This is a genomic window from Ancylobacter mangrovi (assembly GCF_024752355.1).
Classification (GTDB): Bacteria; Pseudomonadota; Alphaproteobacteria; order Rhizobiales; family Xanthobacteraceae; genus Ancylobacter; species Ancylobacter mangrovi.
The window spans coordinates 24,778-47,279 of sequence record NZ_JANTHZ010000010.1; the positions used below are offsets into that span (position 1 = coordinate 24,778).

The following is a 22,502-nucleotide window of genomic DNA, read 5'->3' on the forward strand; positions in this document are numbered from 1 at the left end:
TGCCCTCAATAGCCGAGCAGGAAGGGGTTGAACGCGGCGCGCCGATAGGGGCCCTCGCGCATCATCAGGTCGAGCGCGAGCGTGCCGATGTCGTCCGCCATCGGCTCGATGGCGGGGTCCTTGTTCTGGTACATCACCTTCACATAGGTGCGGCACTCGTCGCAGGTCTCGGCCTTGATGGTGCCGGGGCTCTGCTCGATCTCCTGATAGCCGATGCCCTTGGTGGTGCCGCAGGAGCAGCAGCGTATGCGCACATAGTGCCAGAGCGTCGAGCACAGCGAGCAGGCGCAGAAGCGGTTGCCGTGCGCGTTCGGCCACTCGACGATGAGCGAGGCGACCGGCGGGCCGCCGCAGGACGGGCACACGCCGTCGCCGACCGGCTGCAGCGAAGGCGCGTCGAGCGCGGCGGCGAGCCTCGTGAAGTGCACCTGCAGAGCCGCGGCGACATAGATGTGCTCGGCCAGCATTTCCACCGGCATGGCGTGGGCGAGCACGTCGCGCACCATCTGCGCGCGCTGCGCCCCGTCCGCCGCGCTCACCCGGGCCAGCGCCTCGCCCGCCTCGTCCGGCATGGCGACCTGCGTCGCGGCGTCGAACAGCGCATCGAGCGTGGTCTCCAGCGTGTCGTCGAGCGTCGTGCCGGGCCGGTCGAGCGGCGGCATCTGGTGGGAAGCGGCGCGGGCCAGCATCTCCGCGTCCGGCATCTCGACCGGTGGCAGGCCGGCGAGGATGGCGTGCTGGGCATCGACCAGCCCGGCGACGAAGCTGAGATAGGGCTTGAGCGGGCTGACCTCGGCATAGGTCCTCAGCCGCGCGGCGCGCGCCGTGAACACGCTCGCAGGATCGGGCAGAACCGCGAAGGGCGGGGTCGAGACAGTGCCGATCACGCTGGGATCGGGCTGCGGAATGACTGACATGCTGTCCTCACGAACCGTACCGGCCACGTGGATACGCGACGGGGGCCCCTGCCGGGACCCGGAACCCTGCCGGCCGGCGACCGACCGCCGAAGCGGCGGCCGACCGGCCCGACGGGCGATATAGGGCACCGCCGGAGCGCCCGCCAGCCGCCGCCTCACGCGGGAGGCACACCGGCAGGCACGGAGGCCGGACGGCGGTTGTTCCGCCTACTCGGCCGGCGCGCGCGGGCCGCGGGCCCGCCGACCCACCAGCTCGCGCAGCCACTTGCGATGGTGGCGCCACGCCCAGCCGCCGGTGACGCTGCCGCGCGTCATCGCGCCGATCGTTCCCTTCACCCAGATCGCGGCATAGACGTGGATGATCCACACGCAGATGATCACCACAGCGGTGATCGAGTGCACGAGTATCGCGATGCGCTTCTGCTCGATGGTGGTGTAGGGGAAGAAGTACTGGTCCCACATCACCACGCCGGAGAGGATCAGGATCACGATCAGCCCGGACATGGACCAGAACACGCCCTTCTGGCCGGCATTGTACTTGCCGACCTCGGGCATCTTCTCCTCGTGACCCGCCAGCAGGTCGCCCGAATGCGCGACCCAGGTCACGTCCTCGCGCGCCGGAAGGTTGGCGCGGAAGAAGCGGATGAACAGGATCATGAAGGAGAAGAACAGCACCACCCCGATCCAGGGATGGATGGCACGCGTCCACTGCCCGCCGCCGAACAGGGCGGTCAGGAAGAACAGCTTCGGCGTGTAGAGCGCCAGTCCAGACAGCGCGAGCAGCACCAGGCTGATCGCGGTGATCCAGTGGTTGATGCGCGCGGCGACGGTGTAGCGATCGACGATCACCGGCCGGCCGGGATGCACCGCGTCGCCCGCTTCGACATCGTCCGGAACCTCCGGAGCCTTCCGGTCGTAAGCCGTCATGGCGTCCTCCCCCGGCTTGGCGGCTCGGAAGGCGGGGACGGCGGCGGCGCGGTCCGGCCTTCTGTGAGCCTCTCGGCGTTCTCCTCGTCCTCCTCCGTGACCTTGTTCGGTCCGGCGACGACATAGTGCAGGAGACCCGCGGCGGCGGCGAAGCCCATCACGGCGAGGCCGACATATTTGGTCGCGCCCTTCCAGGCCTGCACGATCGGCGAGATGTGCGGATCGTCGGGCAGGTTGGCGTAGATGGACGGCTGGTCCGCATGCGGCAGCACGTACATGACATGGGTGCCGCCCACGCCCTGCGGGTCATAGAGCCCGGCATTGTCGAAACCGCGCGTCTTCAGGTCCTTGATGCGGAAATCCGCCCAGTCCTTCATCTCGGCCTTAGTGCCGAAGACGATGGCCTGGGTCGGGCACGCCTTCTGGCAGGCCGGCCCCTGCCCGACTGCGACGCGGTCCGAGCACAGCGTGCACTTGTAGACCGTGTTGTCGGCCTTCGACATGCGCGGGATGTCGAACGGGCATCCCTTGATGCAGTAGCCGCAGCCGATGCAGTTCTCGTGGATGAAGTCCACGATGCCGTTGGAGTACTGCACGATCGCGCCGGGCGAGGGGCAGGCCTTCAGGCAGCCCGGATCCTCGCAATGCATGCAGCCATCCTTGCGGATGAGCCATTCGAGATTGTCGGTCTGCGGATTCACCCATTCGGTGAAGCGCATCAGCGTGAAGGTGTTCGCCGTCAGGTCCATGGGGTTGGTGTAGACCCCGTGGTTGAAGCCGATCTCCTCGTGCAGCTGGTTCCATTCGAGGCAGGCCGACTGGCACGCCTTGCAGCCGATGCACTTGGAGATGTCGATCAGCTTGGCCACCTCGGTGAGCCGCTCGGCGGGCGGCGTCACCTCGGAGGCCGAGCGGCGCATGATGTCCTTCTCGCCGAAGCGCGGCTTGGCCGCGGCCGGGTCGACGGACGGGTTGGGAATAGGTGGGAACATCGCGCCGCCTCCCTTACGCCACCGGCCCGGTCGAGGGCTCGATATTGACCATGAACGCCTTGTATTCCGGGGTCTGGATGTTGGCGTCGCCCACGAAGGGGGTCAGCACGTTGGCCGGGAAGCCCTTGCGGGCCGCGCCGACGAAGCCCCAGTGGATCGGCACGCCGACGACGTGGACGGTCTTGCCGTCGATCGTCATCGGCTTGATCCGCTTGGTCACCACCGCCTTGGCGAAGAGCGAGCCGCGCTTCGACCACACCCGGACCCAGCCGCCGAGCTCGATGCCCTTTTCCTTCGCCAGTTCCTCGGAAATCTCGACGAACTGCTCGGGCTGGAGGACCGAGTTCACGTGGTTGTTCTTGGTCCAGTAGTGGAAGTGCTCGGTGAGGCGGTAGGTCGTCCCCGCATAGGGGAAGGCCGGGTCGCCGATGTCGGCGAACTGCTTCCAGTCGTCCGCGAACACGCGCGCCGCCGGGTTGCCGCGCACCTTGGGCGCGATGACGTTGGCGACCGCGCTCTCGAACGGCTCGTAATGCACCGGGAACGGCCCCTCGCGCATCATGGTGCGCGCGAACAGGCGCCCGGTGCCCTCCGGGTTCATGATGAACGGCCCGACCTCGCGCGGATTGGCGGTCGGCGCGATGTCCGGCACGTCATAGCCGGTCCATTTCTGGCCGTTCCACTCGATCAGCTTCCGCGAAGGGTCCCACGGCTTGCCGTCGAGGTCGCAGGAGGCGCGATTGTAGAGGATGCGCCGGTTGGCCGGCCAGGCGAACGCCCAGTTGAGATAGGCGCCGGTGTCGCCGGGATCGGAATTGTCCCGCCGCGCCATCATGTTGCCGGCCTCGGTGAAGCTGCCGGTGAACAGCCAGCAGCCGGACGCCGTGGTGCCGTCGTCGCGCAGCTGGCCGAAGCCGGAGAGCTGCTTGCCGCCCTCCAGCAGCCGCTTGGTCGGGTCGTTCGGATCGAACACGTCGACCAGCGCCGAGCCGTTCATCTCCCTGGCGAGCTCGGCGGGGGTGGGCTCGCCGGGGTCCTGATAGGCCCAGTTGAGGTTGACGATCGGATCGGGGAAGGCGCCGCCTTCCTTGCGGTAGAGGTCGCGCAGGCGCAGGAAGATCTGCGCCATGATCCAGCTGTCGTGCTGGGCCTCGCCCGGAGGCGAGCCGCCCGCCCAGTGCCATTGCAGCCAGCGGCCGGAATTCACCAGTGCGCCCTCGTCCTCCGCGAAGCAGGTCGTGGGAAGCTGGATCACCTCGGTCTGGATGCTCGCCGGGTCCGCCTGGTTGAAGTCGCCATGGTTCTCCCAGAACCGCGCGGTCTCGGTCTCGAGCGGGTCCATGATCACGAGCAGCTTGAGCTTGGCGAGTGCCTCGGCGAGCTTGGCCTTGTTGGGGAAGGCCTGCAGCGGATTGAACCCCTGGCAGAAATAGAGGTTCATCTTGCCCTGCTTCATCCGCTCGAAGGCGAGCAGGATGTCGTATTGCGGCACGTCGAGCTTGGGCAGGTAGTTGTAGGCCCACTCGTTCTCCGCCGTGGCGGCGTTGCCGAACATCGACTTCATGAAGCTGACGAAGAACTTGCGGTAATTCTGCCAGTAGCTCATCTGGTTCGGCCGCAACGGCTTGAAGCCGCGGGTCGACATGTAGGTCGCGAAGTCCGGCTCGCTGTCCTTGGGGATGTTCAGATAGCCCGGGATGAGGTTGCTCAGCAGCCCGAGATCGGTCAGCCCCTGGATGTTGGAGTGGCCGCGAAGCGCGTTCACCCCGCCGCCGCGCATCCCGATATTGCCGAGGATGAGCTGCAGCATCGCCATGCAGCGGATGTTCTGCGCGCCCTTGGAGTGCTGGGTCCAGCCGAGCGCGTACATCGAGGTCATGATCTTGTTCGGCGCCGAGCACTCGCCGATCATCTCCGCCACCTTCAGGAACTTGTCCTTCGGCGTGCCGCAGATGCGCTCGACCACTTCCGGCGTGTAGGCGGCGACATGCTCCTTCAGCAGGTTCCAGACGCAGCGCGGATTCGCCAGCGTCTCGTCGACCACCGCATAGCCGTCGTCGCCGATCTGGTAGTCCCAGGTGGAGCGATCGTAGTCGCGCTTTTCCTCGTCATAGCCGGTGAACAGGCCGTCATGGTACTCGAAGCCCTCCTTCACCACGAAGGTCGCGTTGGTGAAGGGCTTCACATAGTCCCAGAGCACCTTGTCGTTGATGATGCACTGGTTGATGACGCCCAGCAGGAAGGCAATGTCGGTGCCCTGGCGGATCGGCGCGTAATAGTCCGCCACCGCCGCCGAGCGGTTGTAGCGGGGGTCGACGACGATCAGCTTGGCGCCGCGGTTGGCCTTCGCCTCCGTGACCCATTTGAAGCCGCACGGATGCGCCTCGGCGGCGTTGCCGCCCATGATGATGGCGAGGTCGGTATTCTTGATGTCCGTCCAGGAGTTGGTCATTGCTCCACGGCCGAAAGTTGGGGCGAGACTCGCCACCGTCGGGCCGTGTCAGACGCGTGCCTGGTTGTCGAACGCCAGAATGCCGGTCGCGCGCACCACCTTGTAGGTGGCGAACGCGGTTTCGTTGGTGGTCGCTGAGGCGGCCAGGAAGCCGGCGGTCAGCCAGCGGTTCACCGTGACGCCCGCCTCGTTGGTCGGGATGAAGTTCGCGTCGCGGTCGTCCTTCATGGCGCGGGCGATCTTGTCGAGCGCCGCATCCCAGGAGATCGGCTCGAACCGGTCGGACCCGGCCTTGCGCAGCATCGGCCGTGTCAGGCGCGTCTCCGACTTCACGATGTCCAGGAGCGCCGCGCCCTTGGGGCACAGCGTGCCGCGGTTGGTGGGATGGTCCGCATCGCCCTCGATATGGACGATGTTGGCCTTCTCGCCCTTCCTGAGGTCGCCCTTCGAATAGAGGATGATGCCGCAGGCGACCGAGCAGTAGGTGCAGGTGTTTCGCGTTTCCGTGGTGTTCACCAGGCGGAACGGCTTGACCGCCGCGGCCACCGCCGCCTCCGCCTCGCTGAAGCCGAAGGCTCCGAGCGTCGTCCCCGCGATCCCCGCTCCGGACGTTTTCAGGAACGTCCTGCGCGAGAGCTCCATGTTCATGTGAGCCTCCCGAGTTGCCGTTGCGAAACCCATCACGCGATAGGCATCGCTGATCAACGACGCTAACTTTTTCACTGTTCCAATGTCAAACCGTCTAAAGACGTAGCCGGCCGGAAAAACGCTTTCATTCCAATAACCTCTCCACCCCTGCCGTGCGTTTCGGCAATATTGCGATGCGGGAGGGCCGAGTTCGCCCCGCCGGCCGATTGACGAGGTGGCGGCAGCGGCGCAGCATCGCCCGCGTGCTCACGAAGCAGGCTCCCGCGTGCCGGGGCTCCCTCAACTGGCTTGCCGCGCTGACTTTTGCTTCCCTTGCGTCAATATCGCCGGGGGAAACGGCGCTCGCCGCGCCCGAGACCCTCTCGGCCGAGCCGACATCGCCTCTGCCCTATGGCCAGCCCGCCCCGCCGCTCGCGCGCCCCTCGCTCGATCACGGGCCGATCGACCGCGCCGCGCTGCACAATCGGACCGTCATCGTTCACTTCTTCGCGACATGGTGCGAGCCGTGCCGCGAGGAGATGGCCGCGCTCACCCGCTTCGTCGAGCGCCACCGCGACCAGCCGGTCACCGTGCTCGCGGTCGATGTCGGCGAGGTCGAGGTGCGGGTGCGCCGCTTCTTCGAGAGCCAGCCGGTGCCGTTCGCGATCCTGCTCGACGAGGACCGCTCCGCCACCAAGCGGTGGGGCATCGAATTCCTGCCGACCAGCTACGTGGTCGACCCGGCCGGCAATCTCGGCCTCTTCGTCGCCGGTCCCGTCGACTGGGACGACCCCGCCACCGACAGCATCATCCAGAGCCTGACGACCCCTGCGACCTCGCCCGCGCAAGGCGAGCTGCCGCCCTCTCAACCGATGATCGGGAGCAAGCCATGACCAGCCGTCGCGATTTCCTGAAAGCCGGCGCCGCCCTCACGGCCGTCGCCGCCCTTCCCCCGTCCGCCTTCGCGCAGGCCGCGAGCCCCGCCGCCGCCGCGACCTTCGCGCCGAAGCCCGGCGCCTGGCGCCAGTTCGAGGTCGTCACCACGCTCGACGTCGCCCCGGTCGAGGGCAAGGCCGGCCCGGCGCAGGCCTGGGTGCCGCTGCCCTCCTACACCGCCGAGGACTGGTTCAAGCCCGCGAGCAATAGCTGGAAGACCAACGCCAGGACCGCCGAGATGGTGAAGGATCCCCATTACGGCGCCGGGATGCTGCATCTCGTCTGGGCCGAGGACGAGGCCAAGCCGACGGTCGAGATCACCTCCAAATTCGCCACCCGCGACCGCGCCACCGACTTCTCCGCGCCGGGCAACGTGCCCGCGCTGGCGCCCGAGCAGCGCGCGCTGTTCCTCGCCGCCACCGACCTCATCCCGACCAACGGCATCGTCAAGGAAACGGCGGACAGGATCGTCGCCGGCAAGACCACGGACATCGACAAGTCCCGCGCCATCTATGAGTGGGTGGTCGAGAACACCTATCGCAACGCCGCCACGCCCGGCTGCGGCACCGGCGACATCGCCTCGCTGCTCAAGAGCGGCAATCTCGGCGGCAAGTGCGCCGACCTCAACGCGCTGTTCGTCGGGCTCAACCGCGCCGCCGGCGTTCCCGCGCGCGACCTCTACGGCATCCGCGTCGCCCCCTCCGCCTTCGGCTACAAGAGCCTCGGCGCCAACTCGCCGGTCATCTCCAAGGCCCAGCACTGCCGCGCCGAGGTGTGGCTCGACGGCTATGGCTGGGTGGCGACCGACCCCGCCGACGTGCGCAAGGTCGTGCTGGAGGAGCCCCCGGGCAAGAACGCCATGGACGACGCCAAGGTGCTCGCCGCCCGCAAGGCGCTGTTCGGCGCCTGGGAGGGCAACTGGCTCGCCTATAATGACGGCCATGACATCGCCCTGCCCGGCTCAAGCGGCCCGAAGCTCGGCTTCCTGATGTACCCGCAGGCGGAAGTCGCGAGCCTGCGCCACGACTGCCTCGACCCCGGCACCTTCGCCTACAAGATCACCGCGAGCGAGCTCTCGGCCTGATCCGGCGCGCTTTCGGCGCCCGTGCGCCCCTACCGACGCGATCCCTCCTCCGCGCGGGGAGGCAAGCATGGAGCCCATCATGCTCGACAAGCCTGCCGCGGGCGCGCCGTCCGGCGCCCCGTTCCGCCTCACCAGCCTCGCCCATGGCGGGGGGTGCGGCTGCAAGCTCGCGCCCTCGGTGCTGCGCGAGCTCCTCGCCGAGCAGCCGGCCGGCGGCCCGTTCGAGCGGCTGCTGGTCGGCACCGAAACCGGCGACGACGCGGCGGTCTACCAGCTCGACGACGAGACCTGCCTTATCGCCACCACCGACTTCTTCATGCCGATGGTGGACGACCCCTACGAGTTCGGCCGCATCGCCGCCACCAATGCCATCTCCGACGTCTACGCGATGGGCGGCAAGCCGCTGATGGCGCTCGCCATTCTCGGCATGCCGCTCGGCAAGCTGCCCACCGCCATGGTGCGCGAGATCCTGAAGGGTGGGCAGGCGATCGCGGCGGAGGCCGGCATTCCCGTCGCCGGCGGCCATTCCATCGACGCGCCCGAGCCGATCTACGGCCTCGCCGTCATCGGCACCGCCTCGCCGGCGACGATCCGCAAGAACAGCACCGCCCGGGCCGGCGACGCGCTCATCCTCACCAAGGCGCTCGGCGTCGGCCTCTATTCGGCGGCCTTCAAGAAGGAGGCGCTGCCTCCCGCCGCCTATGCCGAGATGATCGGCTCCATGACCACGCTCAACCGCATCGGCACCGAGCTCGGCCGCCGCGCCGAGGTGCATGCGGTGACCGACGTCACCGGCTTCGGCATTCTCGGCCACGGCCTCGAGGTCGCGCGCGGCTCCTCGCTGACGCTCCATCTCGACGCCGACGCGCTGCCCGTGCTCGCCGAGGCGGAAAGGCTGGCACGCGAGGGCTTCGTCACCGGTGCCTCGCACCGCAACTGGGCGAGCTATGGCGAGGCGGTGGCGCTGCCGGACGACTTCCCGGACTGGCGCCGCCACCTGCTCACCGACCCGCAGACCTCCGGCGGGCTGCTCGTCGCCTGCGAACCGGGAGCGGCGAGCACCCTGCTCGCCGAGATCCGCGCGGCGGGCTACCCCTCGGCCGCCGTCATCGGCCGCATGGCCGAGGGCGCGCCGGGCGTCGTCGTCTCCGGCTGACGGCGGGCCGCGCGCACCCGCGCGTGGTTCGCGTCCGCCCAGGCGATCAGCCCGCCCAGCGGCACCATGAGCGAGCGGCCGAGCTCGGTCAGCTCGTAGTCGACGCGCAGCGGCACGGTGGCGAACACCGTGCGCGAGATCAGCCCGTCATTTTCCAGTGAGCGCAGCGTCTGGGTCAGCATGCGCTGGGAAATATCCGGGATCGCCCGGCGGAGCTCGGAGAAGCGCCGCGCGCGAAGGGCGAGCTCCATCAGCACCAGCACGCTCCAGCGATCGCCGATGCGATCGAGCAGCGAGCGTGTCGGGCACGCCTCGGCCACACTCGCCCTGTCCGGCTTCATCCTCGTCTCCCGTGCCTTCGCGCCCGCGAGAGGCGCCCATGGTTACGCGGCGCATACCGAGGCACTTCAAAAACCCTTCTTGCGCCTTGGATACGTTTTAGCATCTTAGTCTCAATTCGTAACCATGGGCAGCAGACTGTCCGTCAGAAGGAACCGACCATGATCGCCATCACCGCCGCCAGCGGAAAGCTGGGCGCCGCCATCGCCGACGTGCTCCTCGAAAAGGGCCGGGCCGCCGGCACCCGCCTCGTCGCCCGCTCGCCGGAAAAGCTCGCCGCCCGCAAGGCGCAGGGCTTCGACGTCGCCGCCGGCGACTATGAGGATCCCGAAAGCCTGAAGGCCGCCTTCGCCGGCGTCGACACGCTCGTGCTCATTTCCGGCATGGGGCCGAACGAGGTGCGCATCGCCCAGCACCACAACGCCATCGAGGCGGCGAAGGCCGCGGGCGTCGCGCGCATCCTCTACACCAGCGCCACCAACCCGAGCGACGCCAGCCTGTTCGACTGGGCCAAGGCGCATGTGGCGACCGAAGCCGAGCTCAAGGCCAGCGGGCTCGCCTGGACCATCCTGCGCGACAATTCCTATTTCTCGAACAACGACGCGCTCTTCGCCCAGGCGAAGGAGAGCGGCGTGCTGCCCTTCACCGGCATCGACGCCAAGGTCGCCTATGTCACCCATGAGGACGTGGCGGAATCGGTCGTCGGCGCGCTGGCGCCCGGCCATGAGAACAAGGTCTACGAGATTGCCGGCAGCGAGGCCTGGAGCGCGGTCGATCTCGCCGCCATCCTCTCCGAACTGACCGGCAAGGAGATCCGCGCCATCGACGTGCCGGTGGCTGCCTTCGAGCAGCAGTTCCGCTCCATGGGCCTGCCGGACTGGGTCGCCTCCGGCGTCGCGAGCTTCTACGCCGCACTCGGCGCGGGCGAGTATGCCGCCACCTCGGCCGATGTCGAGCGCCTGGCCGGCCATCCGTCTACCAGTGCCCGCGACTACCTCGCCTCTGTGGTCTAGCGCCGAACTAAAGGCGGCGCCGTCTTCGACGAAAGGAGCGGCGCCTGCTGCAAATCCGCCGAAATCTTGCCGCCAGCCGGGGCTAGATCGCGTCCCATGGCAAGCTTGTACGGCGATCTCATCAGCCTCATCACCATGGTCGGTCACCTGATCATCGAGGCCTTCCGGTTCCTTGGCAGGTAGCCGGGCGCACGCGCGGCGCCCGGTTCTGCGGGCCGCGACATCGCGCCCTCGTTGATCAGGCTCGTCATACGGTAACCAGATGTGGGACTATGGCGGTGCGGGACATCGTTACCCGGCTTAGTCCCAATAGGAACGGCGTGAACTTTGTGGCTGATAGAACGTCAACGATGAAGCGGCTCACGAAGGACGGAGGAACGGCGTGCGGGTCACAAGGGAAAAGGTTCTGGAGCATCGCCACGCCATACTCGACGCGGCGTCGCAGCTTTTCCGCGAGCGCGGCTTCAGCGATGTCGGCGTCGCCGAGATCATGCAGGCGAGCGGGCTGACCCACGGTGCCTTCTACGGCCATTTCGACTCCAAGGCCGACCTCGCCCACCAGGCGTGCCGCAACGCCTGCGCCGAGGGCCTCGCCCGCATGGCCGAGACCGGCAGCCTCGGCGCCATCATCGAGCGCTACCTCTCCCCCGCCCACCGCGACAATGCCGCGCATGGCTGCGCCCTCTCGGCGCTCAGCGGCGAGGTGGCCCGCCAGTCGCCGAGCCTGCAGGGCGATTATGCGGCGGGGCTGGCGGACTTCATCGGCGAGATCGAGCGCCGGCTCGAGGAACCCGATCCGGACGCCCGGCGCCGCGAGGCGATCGGCATCCTCTCCACCATGGTCGGGGCGCTGACCATGGCCCGCGCCGTCGCCGGCGGCGACGCGGAACTGTCGGACGAGATCCTCGCCGCCGCCCGCGCCCGCCTCGGCGAAGACGCAGCCGAGTGACGCCCGGCGCGTGAGGCCGGCGCGTAAGGCCCGGCGGGGCGACCCCCGCTGAACGACGTATTGCCCGCGCGGGACCGGCCGGGGACAAACGGGGGGACGCCATTCCGGCGCAGGGTGCCGCCTCCGCATGTCGATCCGGATCCTCCACGAATTTCGCGGCCAGCGGGTCGGGGTGATCCACCCGCCGGGCGAGCCGTGCACGAGCCTCGTCGGTCACCTGCGCGGGATAGGCTGCACGGTCGAGACGATCTGGCCGGTGCCGGAGGCGTGGCCGGAAGCGGAAATCGTGTTCCTCGCCATGCCACCCGAGGCCAAGGCGGCGATCCTCGCCCTGCTCGGCGCCCCGGCCGAGCGGCGCCCGATGCTGGTCGCCGTCGTCGGCCACGAGGACGCGGCGGCGCTGCCGCTGGTGCTGGAATCGAACGCGGCGGCGGTGATCGAACAGCCCATCGAGCCGGTCGGCCTGCTCGCCAATCTCGCGGTCGCGCGGGGTCTCTGGCTGGAGCGGGAGGAAGCCCGCCGGACCATCGCCCGGCTCGAGCGCAAGCTCGGCGGCGTGCAGAAGATCCAGCGGGCGAAGAACATCCTGATGGCGTTCCAGGGCATTTCCGAGGAGGACGCCTATCAGAGTATCCGCCGCCAGGCGATGGCCAAGCGCATGCCGATGGAGGATATGGCGCTCACCATCATCCATGCCAGCGAGCACTTGAACTACAGGCCCAAGGATGCTTAAGTCAGTAATCGGATGAACAGCGTTCTTTATATGCGCTACACCTTCCGTCGGGCCATCAATGACGCTGGCTCCGCCTGGCTATGCAGCCCGTGACGTTCGCAAGGACCTGACGGGCTTTTTTTGTTGCTTGCCTCTGGCGGGACAATGACGTCGCCGCCGCGCAGTCCACTCACCCTCCGGCAGGTCCCGACGCCGGCGGGCCTTCAGTCCATGTCCCGGAACGCAGGGCCGCACCGCCGAGGTCGGCGGCACAGGCTTTCACGCGAGGAGAAGACCATGTTGCACGGCGATGTATCCAGCAGCAAAGACACCGTCGGTGTCGCGGTGGTGAACTACAAGATGCCGCGGCTGCACACCAAGGCCGAGGTGCTCGCCAACGCGAAGAAGATCGCCGACATGGTCCTCGGCATGAAGGTCGGCCTGCCGGGCATGGACCTCGTGATCTTCCCCGAATACTCGACCCACGGGATCATGTACGATTCCAAGGAGATGTACGACACCGCCTCGACCGTGCCGGGCGACGAGACCGAGATCTTCGCCGAGGCGTGCCGCAAGGCCAAGGTGTGGGGCGTGTTCTCGCTCACCGGCGAGCAGCATGAGGAGCACCCCAACAAGGCGCCCTACAACACGCTGATCCTGATGAACGACAAGGGCGAGATCGTCCAGAAGTACCGCAAGATCATGCCGTGGGTGCCGATCGAGGGCTGGTATCCGGGCAACTGCACCTATGTCTCGGAAGGCCCGAAGGGGCTGAAGGTCTCGCTCATCATCTGCGACGACGGCAACTATCCCGAGATCTGGCGCGACTGCGCGATGAAGGGCGCCGAGCTGATCGTGCGCTGCCAGGGCTACATGTACCCGGCCAAGGACCAGCAGGTCATCATGGCCAAGGCGATGGCCTGGGCCAACAACTGCTATGTGGCGGTCGCCAACGCGGCGGGCTTCGACGGGGTCTATTCCTATTTCGGCCACTCGGCGATCGTCGGCTTCGACGGGCGCACGCTCGGCGAGTGCGGCGAGGAGGAGTACGGCATCCAGTACGCCGCGCTCTCCACCTCGCTGATCCGCGACGCGCGCAAGAACATGCAGTCGGAGAACCACCTCTTCAAGCTGGTCCATCGCGGCTACACGGGCATGATCAATTCCGGCGACGGCGACAAGGGCGTGGCCGAGTGCCCCTACGACTTCTACAAGAAGTGGGTCGCCGACCCGGAGGGCACGCGCGAGATGGTGGAATCCTTCACCCGCCCGATGGTCGGCACCGAGGAAGCTCCGATCGAGGGCATCCCCAACCCCGAGACCGCGCATCGCTGACGCGCCGCGCCCCTCCCGGCCACGGGGCGGCGGCACCGCCGCCCCTTCTCACAACAACGCGGCGGCGGCACCGCCGCCCCTCTCCCGCCGCCGTCCCTCCCGGCGCTACCCCTCAGCGCCGGGCGAGGCGGAAATAGAGTTCGGACAGGCGCATCGGCAGGTCCTCCGCGCGCCGCACCGGCATGGCGTTGGCCTTGCCGAAGATGCGCGCACCCGAGCCGACGCCGGCCGGGTCGAGCATGACGCCAAACGTGTCGATGCCGGCCGCGCGCAGCGCCATGACGGCGCGGCGGGCGTCGACCACAAGGTCCCCGGACGCCACGTCGATGTCGGACGGCTCGCCGTCGCTCAGCACCAGCACCAGCTTGCGGAAGCTGCGCACCCGGGCGATCGCCGCGCCCGCATGGCGTAGCGCCGCGCCGAGCCGCGTCGAGAGCCCCGATTCCAGCCCGGCGAGCCGGGAGAGCGCCTCCCCGCCATAGGGCTCGGCGAAGTCCTTCACCGTGGTCACCCGCACGTCGCCGCGCCCGGCCGAGGCGAAGGCCAGCAGCGCGAAATCGTCGCCGAGCTGGTCCAGCTTCCCGGCCAGCATGGCGACCGCCAGCTTCTCGATGTCGAGCACCGTCGCGCCGTCCGCCAGCCGCTCGCGGGTGGACTGCGAGACGTCGACCAGAACCAGCACGGCGAGGTCGCGCTGGTTGAGCACGGTGGAGCGGAACACCCGCATGTCCGTCACCTCGCCGGCCTTGCGGGCGATGGCGGTCTCGATCGCGGCGTCGAGGTCGAGATCGTGGCCCTCCGCTTGCCGCTTCAGCCGCAACGCCCGCCCGACCTTGGCCGCCCGCACCAGCCGGGCGATGCGTGCGCGCAGCGGCGCGGCGCGGTCGAGCGCGCGTTGCAGGGCGCGGGGGTCGCCCCAAACCGGGACGATGGCGCGCACGCTGGTCCAGTCCGCCCGCTCGATGCCGGCCGCCGCGTCCCATTCGGGATAGGTCGCGATCACCCGGCCCTCGCTTGCGGGCGGGGACGGCCGCGCCCGCCTCGTGGGCTCGCTCGCGGGCGGCTCGTCGGCCTTTCCGTCCTCGGCCTCGCGGCGCTCGATGCGGGCGGCGTCGACGGCGAGTTCGACCTCGTCCGTCATTTCGGGATCAATGTCGGAGAAGTCCCACAGCCCCAGCCCGTCGTCGCGATAGGCCGGCTCGACCACATGGCCGCGCGCGTCGAAGCGCAGGCGCCGCTGGCCGACATCATTGGCGAGGCGGGTGCCGATATCGAGGCTGATGGCGGGATCGCCGATCCGCTCCTGCGCCTCGCGGAACAGGCGCTGGGCCTTGCCCACCAGTTCGTCGGGATCGCGATAGGAGGGGTCGAACAGCCCGCGCGCCACCCGCGCCAGCAGCGCGGCGGTGGTCGGCCCGTCCTCGGGCGTGGCGACATGATAGGGCGCCCACAGCCGGCGCAGCCCGGGATAGCGGCCCATCGCCAGATATTCGATCCGCGCATCCTCCACCAGCGTCGCCAGCGCCATCTGCACCGGCTTGAACCGGGCGATCGGAAAGCGCGGATTGCCGAAGGCGAGATGCGCGCCGGCATGGATGGCGGCGGCGAGATAGAGCCGGCGCGCGCCCGCCTCGTCCACCCCGGGGAACACCGCCGGCATGCGGATCACCGGCCCGGCGATGTTCACGCGCCGGGGCGCGTCCCGCGCGCCGGGCGGCAGAGGCTGGAGCAACGGGGGCTGGAACGGCGGGGCGGCGCCCCACAGCGCGGCGAGCACCATCTTCAGTTCGCCCTCGAGCGCGTCGAAGCCCGGCCCGGCGCCGATGCGCTCCAACATCGCCCGCGCCAGCGCGTCGTCGAGCGCGAAGAACGCCAAGCGGCGCGCGCGGTCGCGCCCGGCCGCCTTCAACCCGGCATCGACGAACGCCTCGAACGCCGCCACATGGCCGGCTACCAGAACGTCCGTGGCGCGCAGGGCGAGCGGCTCGACGCCCTCCGGCGCCGCCATCGCCAGCTTCACCAGCGAGCGCCACCAGACCGCGCGCTCGCCCGCGTCGGCGAGCCGCGTGTCGATGCGGGCGAAGGCGTCGAGCGCCGCCGCGGCCGGCTTCGCGCCGGCCTCGCGGCAGATGGCGGCGGCCTGACGCCCCGCCTCGGCGAGGCTCTCCACGTCGAGCCGTCCGCAGAGCCCGGTGCTGGCCTGCCAGAAGGCGAGCAGGCAGCCCGCGCCGGCATTGGCCTCGACCAGCGCGAGCGCGCCCTCGGCCCAGGCCTCCATCGCGCCGGCGCCGAACCGGCCCTCGAGCCGTCGCCATGTCGTCTCGAAAGGGCCGCGCAGCGTCTGCCGGCCACGCATCAGCCGGGCGAGGCGCGCCCCGGCCGGCGCCTCGATAGCCGGCAGAACGCTCATGCGAGACAGGCGGCGATCGCCGCGCCGAGCGCCTCGCGCACCTCCGCGTCGTCGGTGATCGGCAGCACGATCCCCGCATGCACCGCCGCCTCCAGCGACACGCCGCCGGCCGCAAGGCGTCCGGCATGGATGAGCATGCGGGTCGAGGCGCCCTCGTCCAGCCCCTGCCCGCGCAAGTTTCGCGAACAGGCGGCGATAGAGACCAGGGTGCGCGCCAGATCCGGGCCCACGCAGGCCTCGCGCATGACGATCTCCGCCTCCAGCTCAGGGACCGGATAGTCGAAATCGATGGCGACGAAGCGCTGCTTGGTGGACTCCTTCAGGTCCTTCACCGCGCTCTGGTAGCCGGGATTGTAGGAGATCACGAGCTGGAAGTCGGGATGGGCGGAGACCAGCTCGCCGCGCTTCTCCAGCGGCAGGATGCGCCGCGCATCGGTCAGCGGATGGATGACGACGGTGGTGTCCTGCCGCGCCTCCACGATCTCGTCGAGATAGCAGATGCCGCCATGGCGCACCGCCTGCGTCAGCGGCCCGTCATGCCACACCGTGCCCTCCGGGGTGAGCAGGAAGCGCCCGGCGAGGTCGGCGGCCGTCATGTCCTCATGGGCGGCGACGGTGATCAGCGGCTGGTGCAGGCGCCAGGCCATGTATTCGACGAAGCGCGTCTTGCCGCAGCCGGTCGGCCCCTTCAGCATTACCGGCAGGCGGTGGAGCCAGGCCGCCTCGAACACCGCCACCTCGTCGCCGACGGGGCGGTAATAGGGTTCGGCAGCGATGCGGTAGGCGGAAAGGTCGGTGTCGACGAGCATGCGGGGTCTCCGTGAGGGCTCCACGGGCACTCCCCGGCATGCAGGGACCACCCCGGAAAGGGCTGCCGGCCGTCCCTGCCGCCAAGGCCGCGACGACGCTGTCGCGGCCCTTCGCAATTAGAAATCCGATTTGCCGCGCCGCACAAGAGGGCGAATGCCCCCGGGCGACGCTCAGGTGAAGTCGAGCACCATGCGCCCGTCGATCCGGCCGTCCTTCAAATCGGCGAAGATGTCGTTGATCTTCTCCAGCGGCGCCTTGTGGATCTCCGCCTTCACCTTGCCCTCCACGGCAAAGGCGACCGATTCATCGAGGTCGCGCCGCGTGCCGACGATCGAGCCCCGCACCGTGATGCGCTTCAGCACGACGTCGAAGATCGGGGTCGCGAATTCGCCGGGCGGCAGGCCGACGAGGCTCACCGTGCCCTTGCGCCGCACATAGGACAGCGCCTGGCTGAAGGCCGGCGGCGAGACGGCGGTCACCAGCACGCCATGCGCCCCGCCGCCCGTCGCCTTCACGATCTCGGCCACCGCGTCGGGCGAGCGCGCGTCGACGGCGAGGTCGGCGCCGGTCGCGCGCGCGCGTTCCAGCTTGTCGGGCGAGACGTCGAGCGCGGCGACGTGGAAGCCCATCGCCTTGGCGTACTGGATCGCGATGTGGCCGAGCCCGCCGACGCCGGAGATGGCGACCCATTCGCCCGGCCGCGCCTCGGTCTCCTTCAGCCCCTTGTAGGTCGTCACCCCCGCGCACAGGATCGGCGCGAGCTGGGCGAAGTCGCCCTTCGGCGGCAGGCGCGTGACGAAGGGTGCGGCGGCGATGACATATTCGGCGAAGCCGCCGTCGCAGCTATAGCCCGTGTTGTGCTGGTGCTCGCACAGCGTCTCCCAGCCGGTCTCGCAATATTCGCAAGCGCGGCAGGCGTCGTGCAGCCAGGCGACGCCGACCGCGTCGCCCTCCTTCAGGCCGGTCACGCCCGGGCCGAGCGCGACGACATGGCCGGCCGCCTCGTGGCCGGGGATGAAGGGCGGGGAAGGCTTCACCGGCCAGTCGCCATCGGCTGCGTGCAGGTCGGTGTGGCACACGCCGCAGGCGACGACCTTGACCAGCACCTCGCCCGGCCCGGGGACCGGCACCGGCACCTCCTCGATCGTGAGCGGCTTGCCGAACGCCCGCACCACTGCCGCCTTCATCATGTTCGCCATGTCAGATCCTCCGATGTCGGGCGGACCTTAACGGCCGGCGGGCCGGCGGCGTTGACAGCGGTCAAGTCGGGGCGCGGCGAAAAGGGGCATGATGGGTAAATCACGTCGCCCGGGGCGTCCGTCCCGCCAAATCCCTTCCGCCTGCACAGTGGCGCCCCATTCCGGTCGAATGGTGATGGCGCGTCCGGCCGGCCTATACTACCGAACCGCTGCTTCGAGGTCGTCACGATGAAGGCTATGGTCCTTTCCGCCTACCGCACGCCGCTGCGGATGGAGGAACGCCCGACGCCCGTTCCCGGGCCGGGCGAGATCCGCGTGCGGGTGGAAGCCTGCGCCGTCTGCCGGACCGACCTGCACGTCGTCGACGGCGAGCTGCCGCCCGGCAAGATGCCGGTCGTGCCGGGCCATGAGATCGTCGGCATCGTCGAGGCGCATGGCGAGGGTGTCACCGCGCCCGCCGTCGGCCAGCGCGTCGGCATACCCTGGCTCGGCCATACCTGCGGAACCTGCCCCTACTGCACATCGCACCGCGAGAACCTGTGCGACGATCCTTTGTTCACCGGCTACACACGCGACGGCGGCTTCGCGACCCATGTGGTGGCCGACGCCAGCTACGCCTTCGCGCTGGACGGATTCGACGACCCTGTTTCCACCGCGCCGCTGATGTGCGCCGGGCTGATCGGCTGGCGCTCGCTCAAGATGGCGGGCGAGGCGCGCCGGGTCGGCCTCTACGGTTTTGGGGCCGCCTCCCATCTCATCGCCCAGGTGTGCCGCTGGCAGGGGCGCGAGTTCTACGCCTTCACCAGCCCCGGCGACCAGGCGGCGCAGCAGCATGCGCTGTCGCTCGGCGCCTCGTGGGCCGGCGGGTCGGACGAGCCGCCCCCGGTCCTGCTCGACGCCGCCATCATCTTCGCCCCCGTCGGCGCGCTGGTGCCGGCGGCGCTGCGCGCGGTGCGCAAGGGCGGGCGGGTGGTGTGCGGGGGTATCCATATGAGCGACATCCCGCAGTTTCCCTACTCGATCCTTTGGGAGGAGCGGCAGGTGCTCTCGGTGGCGAACCTCACGCGCGACGACGCGCGCGAATTTCTCGCCCTGGCGCCCGAGGCTGTCGCAAAGGTGACAACAACGACCTATCCGCTGGAGCGCGCGAACGACGCTCTCGCGGATCTGCGCGCGGGCCGCTTCCAGGGCGCGGCCGTGCTGGTACCGTGACCGGCGCCGCCGGTCGCTCGACTTCACGTGATGATGGATCTGACAGGAGGACAACGGATGGCGGTTGAGCAGAGCGCGACGACAGGCCCGCTGACGCCCGAACTGATGTCGCGCATGAATGCGTGGTGGCGGGCGGCGAACTTTCTCTCGGTCGGACAGATCTATCTTCTCGACAACCCGCTGCTGCGCGAGAAGCTCGCCATAGAGCACGTGAAGCCCCGCCTGCTGGGCCATTGGGGCACCACGCCGGGGCTCAACTTCCTCTATCTCCACCTCAACCGCGTGATCAACGACACCGGCTCGAACGTGCTGTTCATCGCCGGGCCGGGGCACGGCGCGCCGGGGGTGGTCGCCTCCACCTATCTGGAAGGCACCTATAGCGAGCTCTACCCGGACGTCTCGCGGGACGAGGAAGGCATCCGCCGGCTGTTCCGCCAGTTCTCCTTCCCGGGCGGCATACCGAGCCATGCGGCGCCGGAGACGCCCGGCTCGATCCACGAGGGCGGCGAGCTCGGCTATTCGCTCTCGCACGCTTACGGCGCCGCGCTCGACAATCCCGACCTCGTGGTCGCCTGCGTGATCGGCGACGGCGAGGCCGAGACCGGGCCGCTCGCCACCTCCTGGCACGGCAACAAGTTCCTCAACCCGGCCTCGGACGGGGCGGTGCTGCCGATCCTGCATCTCAACGGCTACAAGATCGCCAACCCCACCGTGCTCGCCCGCATCACGCCGGAGGAGCTGAAGTCGCTGATGGAGGGCTTCGGCTACACGCCGGTGTTCGTCGAGGGTGACGATCCCGAGCTGATGCACCAGGCGATGGCGAGCGCCTTCGACAAGGCGTTCGCCGACATCCGCGCGATCCAGAAGGCCGCCCGCGAGGACGGCTCGAGGGAGCGGCCGCGCTGGCCGATGATCGTGCTCAAGAGCCCCAAGGGCTGGACCGGCCCGAAATTCGTCGACGGCAAGAAGACCGAGGGCTTCTGGCGCTCGCACCAGGTGCCGTTCTCCGACATGTCCAAGCCCGAGCACCTCGCTCTGCTCGAGGAATGGATGAGGAGCTACAAGCCCGAGGAGCTGTTCGACGCCGATGGCAGCCTGAAGCCGGAGATCGCCTCGCTGGCGCCGGATGGCGCGCTGCGCATGAGCGCGAACCCGCACGCAAACGGCGGCGCGCTGCGCCGGCCGCTGCGGCTGCCGGACTTCACCGACTATGCGGTCGACGTGCCCCAGCCCGGCGCCAAGGACGGCGAGTCGACCTACATCATGGGCACCTTCCTGCGCGACGTGATGAAGGCGAATCTCGAGAGCCGGAACTTCCGCGTGTTCGGCCCGGACGAGACCGCCTCCAACCGGCTGCAGGCGCTGTTCGAGGTGACCGAGCGTGCGTGGGACGCCTCGACCATCCCCGAGGACGAGCATCTCGCCCATGACGGGCGGGTGATGGAGATGCTGAGCGAGCACATGTGCCAGGGCTGGCTGGAGGGCTACCTCCTGACCGGCCGGCACGGCCTGTTCTCCTGCTACGAGGCGTTCATCCACATCGTCGATTCGATGTTCAACCAGCACGCCAAATGGGTGAAGTCGGCCAATGCCGTGGAATGGCGCCGGCCCATCGCCTCGCTGAACTACCTGCTCACCTCCCATGTCTGGCGGCAGGACCACAACGGCTTCAGCCATCAGGACCCCGGCTTCATCGACCATGTGGTGAACAAGAAGGCGGACATCGTGCGGGTCTACCTACCGCCCGACGCCAACACCCTGCTCTTCGTCACCGACCACTGCCTGAAGAGCTGGAACCGGGTTAACGTGATCGTCGCCGGCAAGCAGCCGGAGCCGCAATGGCTCGACATGGACGCGGCCATCAACCACTGCACCAAGGGCATCGGCATCTGGGAGTGGGCGAGCAGCGACGCGGAGGGCGAGCCGGACGTGGTGATGGCCTGCGCCGGCGACGTGCCGACGCTGGAGACGCTGGCGGCGGTCGACTTGCTGCGCGGCTATTTCCCGGAGCTGAAGATCCGCGTCATCAACGTCGTCGACCTGATGACGCTGCAGTCGAGCACCGAGCACCCGCACGGCCTGAACGACCGCGACTTCGATGCCCTGTTCACCACGAACAAGCCGGTGATCTTCGGCTATCACGGCTATCCGTGGCTGATCCACCGCCTGACCTACAAGCGCACCAACCACCACAACATCCATGTGCGCGGCTATGTGGAGGAAGGCTCCACCACCACGCCCTTCGACATGGTTGTGCGCAACCGGCTGGACCGCTTCCATCTCGCCATGGACGCGATCGAGCGCATCAGCTCGCTGGGCAGCGTCGGCGTGCATGCGCGCGAGGAGCTGCGCGACAAGCTTACCGAGCATGCGCGCTACATCCGCGCCCACGGCGTCGACATGCCGGAGGTGCGCGACTGGCGCTGGCCGACCGAGGCCTGACGCCGCGCCGACGGAAAAGCGCGATGGCGGGGGAGCCCGCCGCCATCGCGCACGCCCGACAGCTTCCTGACAGGTGGCCGGCCCTAGCGTGCCGGTGCTCGCCGAGCGAGCCCAACGCCCGAAAGGAAGAACACCCATGCGCAGAATCGTTGCCGGCCTCGGCGCCCTCGCCGTGATCGCCCCCGCCCTGCTTGCCCCCGTCGCCGCGTTCGCCGGCCCCACCTGCACCACCGAAGCCAAGGACAAGTGGATGAGCCAGGACGCCATGAAGGCGAAGGTGGCGGAGATGGGCTACCAGAAGATCAAGACCTTCAAGGTCTCCGGCAGCTGCTACGAGATCTACGGCTACACCAAGGACAACAAGAAGGCCGAGGTCTACTTCAACCCGGTCACCGGCGCGGTCGTCAAATCCGAGATCGATTGATGCGCGAGCGCATCGCTCCGGCCGGAGACGCGACGTCTCCGGCCACCGGCACCGCCGTCCGGGTGTGGGACCCGGTCGTGCGTCTGTTCCACTGGACGGTGGTCGCCGCCTGCATCCTGAATCTGTTCATCCTCGACGACGGGGACCCGCCCCACAGGATCGTCGGCTATGTCGTCGCCGGCGCGCTGGCGGTCCGGCTCGTCTGGGGCTTCATCGGCACGCGCTACGCCCGGTTCTCCGATTTCGTGCCGACGCCCTCCCGCCTCGCGCGCTATCTCGCCGCGCTGGCGAAGGGCCGCGAGCCGCGCGTGCTCGGGCACAATCCGGCCGGCGCGGTGATGATGCTCGCCCTCATGGTCCTGCTGGCGGGCGTCTGCCTGACCGGCTGGATGATGGGGCTCGACGCCTTCTGGGGCGAGGACTGGCTGGAGGGGCTGCACGAGACGCTCGCCAACGCCATACTGGTGCTGGCCCTGCTGCATGCCAGCGCCGCGCTCTTCGAAAGCTGGCGCCACCGTGAAAACCTCGTATGGTCGATGGTGACGGGACGCAAGCGCGCATGAGGG

19 protein-coding genes are annotated in these 22,502 nt (G+C 68.9%); 11 read left to right on the forward strand and 8 right to left on the reverse strand.

Annotated elements, in window-relative coordinates:
* Positions 1-5: 5 nt before the first annotated feature.
* The 4 genes from fdhE to fdnG form a co-directional block, all read right to left on the reverse strand.
* Complete coding sequence (fdhE, locus tag NVS89_RS18770) at positions 6-917, reverse strand: formate dehydrogenase accessory protein FdhE (RefSeq protein WP_258734288.1); 912 nt, start codon at positions 915-917, stop codon at positions 6-8.
* 207 nt (positions 918-1,124) lie between these two features.
* Positions 1,125-1,844: a formate dehydrogenase subunit gamma gene (locus NVS89_RS18775; RefSeq protein WP_258734289.1), complete on the reverse strand. Its 720-nt coding sequence runs from the start codon at positions 1,842-1,844 to the stop codon at positions 1,125-1,127.
* Positions 1,841-2,836 (reverse strand): formate dehydrogenase subunit beta, encoded by a 996-nt coding sequence (gene fdxH / locus NVS89_RS18780; RefSeq protein WP_309486570.1) that lies wholly within the window; start codon positions 2,834-2,836, stop codon positions 1,841-1,843. Before fdxH ends, NVS89_RS18775 begins: the two co-directional genes overlap by 4 nt.
* 13 nt (positions 2,837-2,849) lie before the next feature.
* The gene (fdnG, locus tag NVS89_RS18785; protein ID WP_258734290.1) at positions 2,850-5,936 is read right to left on the reverse strand and encodes a formate dehydrogenase-N subunit alpha; all 3,087 of its coding nucleotides are present in this window, start codon (positions 5,934-5,936) and stop codon (positions 2,850-2,852) included.
* 242 nt (positions 5,937-6,178) lie between these two features.
* Between fdnG and NVS89_RS18790 the strand changes: the two genes are divergently transcribed.
* From NVS89_RS18790 to selD, 3 genes are all read left to right on the forward strand, one after another.
* On the forward strand, positions 6,179-6,808 hold the full coding sequence (locus NVS89_RS18790; protein WP_258734291.1) for a TlpA family protein disulfide reductase: 630 nt from the start codon (positions 6,179-6,181) through the stop codon (positions 6,806-6,808).
* A complete protein-coding gene (locus NVS89_RS18795) occupies positions 6,805-7,935 on the forward strand; it encodes a transglutaminase-like domain-containing protein (protein ID WP_258734292.1) in 1,131 nt (376 codons plus the stop codon). Before NVS89_RS18790 ends, NVS89_RS18795 begins: the two co-directional genes overlap by 4 nt.
* A 79-nt stretch (positions 7,936-8,014) precedes the next feature.
* A complete protein-coding gene (gene selD / locus NVS89_RS18800) occupies positions 8,015-9,091 on the forward strand; it encodes a selenide, water dikinase SelD (protein WP_374114603.1) in 1,077 nt (358 codons plus the stop codon).
* On the opposite strand, the gene NVS89_RS18805 is transcribed toward selD, so the two are convergent.
* Positions 9,025-9,432: a winged helix-turn-helix transcriptional regulator gene (locus tag NVS89_RS18805; protein ID WP_258734294.1), complete on the reverse strand. Its 408-nt coding sequence runs from the start codon at positions 9,430-9,432 to the stop codon at positions 9,025-9,027. The genes selD and NVS89_RS18805 overlap by 67 nt on opposite strands.
* A 159-nt stretch (positions 9,433-9,591) precedes the next feature.
* Here NVS89_RS18805 and NVS89_RS18810 point away from each other — a divergent pair, with 159 nt between their 5' ends.
* The 4 genes from NVS89_RS18810 (at position 9,592) to NVS89_RS18825 (ending at position 13,439) form a co-directional block, all read left to right on the forward strand.
* On the forward strand, positions 9,592-10,443 hold the full coding sequence (locus NVS89_RS18810) for an SDR family oxidoreductase (protein ID WP_258734295.1): 852 nt from the start codon (positions 9,592-9,594) through the stop codon (positions 10,441-10,443).
* Positions 10,444-10,825: 382 nt separating this feature from the next.
* The gene (locus NVS89_RS18815) at positions 10,826-11,392 is read left to right on the forward strand and encodes a TetR family transcriptional regulator (protein WP_258734296.1); all 567 of its coding nucleotides are present in this window, start codon (positions 10,826-10,828) and stop codon (positions 11,390-11,392) included.
* 127 nt (positions 11,393-11,519) lie between these two features.
* A complete protein-coding gene (locus NVS89_RS18820) occupies positions 11,520-12,125 on the forward strand; it encodes an ANTAR domain-containing response regulator (protein WP_258734297.1) in 606 nt (201 codons plus the stop codon).
* Positions 12,126-12,401: 276 nt separating this feature from the next.
* The gene (locus tag NVS89_RS18825) at positions 12,402-13,439 is read left to right on the forward strand and encodes an aliphatic amidase (RefSeq protein WP_258734298.1); all 1,038 of its coding nucleotides are present in this window, start codon (positions 12,402-12,404) and stop codon (positions 13,437-13,439) included.
* 112 nt (positions 13,440-13,551) lie between these two features.
* Here NVS89_RS18825 and NVS89_RS18830 read toward each other — a convergent pair whose 3' ends face one another.
* The 3 genes from NVS89_RS18830 to adhP all read right to left on the reverse strand — a co-directional run bounded on the left by NVS89_RS18830 (position 13,552) and on the right by adhP (position 17,858).
* Positions 13,552-15,849: a nitric oxide reductase activation protein NorD gene (locus NVS89_RS18830; RefSeq protein WP_258734299.1), complete on the reverse strand. Its 2,298-nt coding sequence runs from the start codon at positions 15,847-15,849 to the stop codon at positions 13,552-13,554.
* The gene (locus NVS89_RS18835; RefSeq protein ID WP_258734300.1) at positions 15,846-16,658 is read right to left on the reverse strand and encodes a CbbQ/NirQ/NorQ/GpvN family protein; all 813 of its coding nucleotides are present in this window, start codon (positions 16,656-16,658) and stop codon (positions 15,846-15,848) included. Before NVS89_RS18835 ends, NVS89_RS18830 begins: the two co-directional genes overlap by 4 nt.
* Before the next feature lie 171 nt (positions 16,659-16,829).
* The gene (gene adhP / locus NVS89_RS18840) at positions 16,830-17,858 is read right to left on the reverse strand and encodes an alcohol dehydrogenase AdhP (protein WP_258734301.1); all 1,029 of its coding nucleotides are present in this window, start codon (positions 17,856-17,858) and stop codon (positions 16,830-16,832) included.
* Positions 17,859-18,086: 228 nt separating this feature from the next.
* On the opposite strand from adhP, the gene NVS89_RS18845 reads away from it, so the two are divergent.
* The 4 genes from NVS89_RS18845 to NVS89_RS18860 all read left to right on the forward strand — a co-directional run bounded on the left by NVS89_RS18845 (position 18,087) and on the right by NVS89_RS18860 (position 22,499).
* Positions 18,087-19,070 carry a zinc-dependent alcohol dehydrogenase family protein gene (locus NVS89_RS18845; RefSeq protein ID WP_258734302.1) on the forward strand — a complete coding sequence of 328 codons (984 nt, stop codon included), beginning with the start codon at positions 18,087-18,089 and terminating at the stop codon, positions 19,068-19,070.
* A 57-nt stretch (positions 19,071-19,127) separates the two neighbouring features.
* Positions 19,128-21,512 carry a phosphoketolase family protein gene (locus NVS89_RS18850; protein WP_258734303.1) on the forward strand — a complete coding sequence of 795 codons (2,385 nt, stop codon included), beginning with the start codon at positions 19,128-19,130 and terminating at the stop codon, positions 21,510-21,512.
* A gap of 136 nt (positions 21,513-21,648) precedes the next feature.
* The gene (locus NVS89_RS18855) at positions 21,649-21,936 is read left to right on the forward strand and encodes a PepSY domain-containing protein (RefSeq protein WP_258734304.1); all 288 of its coding nucleotides are present in this window, start codon (positions 21,649-21,651) and stop codon (positions 21,934-21,936) included.
* The gene (locus tag NVS89_RS18860) at positions 21,936-22,499 is read left to right on the forward strand and encodes a cytochrome b/b6 domain-containing protein (protein WP_258734305.1); all 564 of its coding nucleotides are present in this window, start codon (positions 21,936-21,938) and stop codon (positions 22,497-22,499) included. Before NVS89_RS18855 ends, NVS89_RS18860 begins: the two co-directional genes overlap by 1 nt.
* The last annotated feature ends 3 nt before the right edge of the window (positions 22,500-22,502 follow it).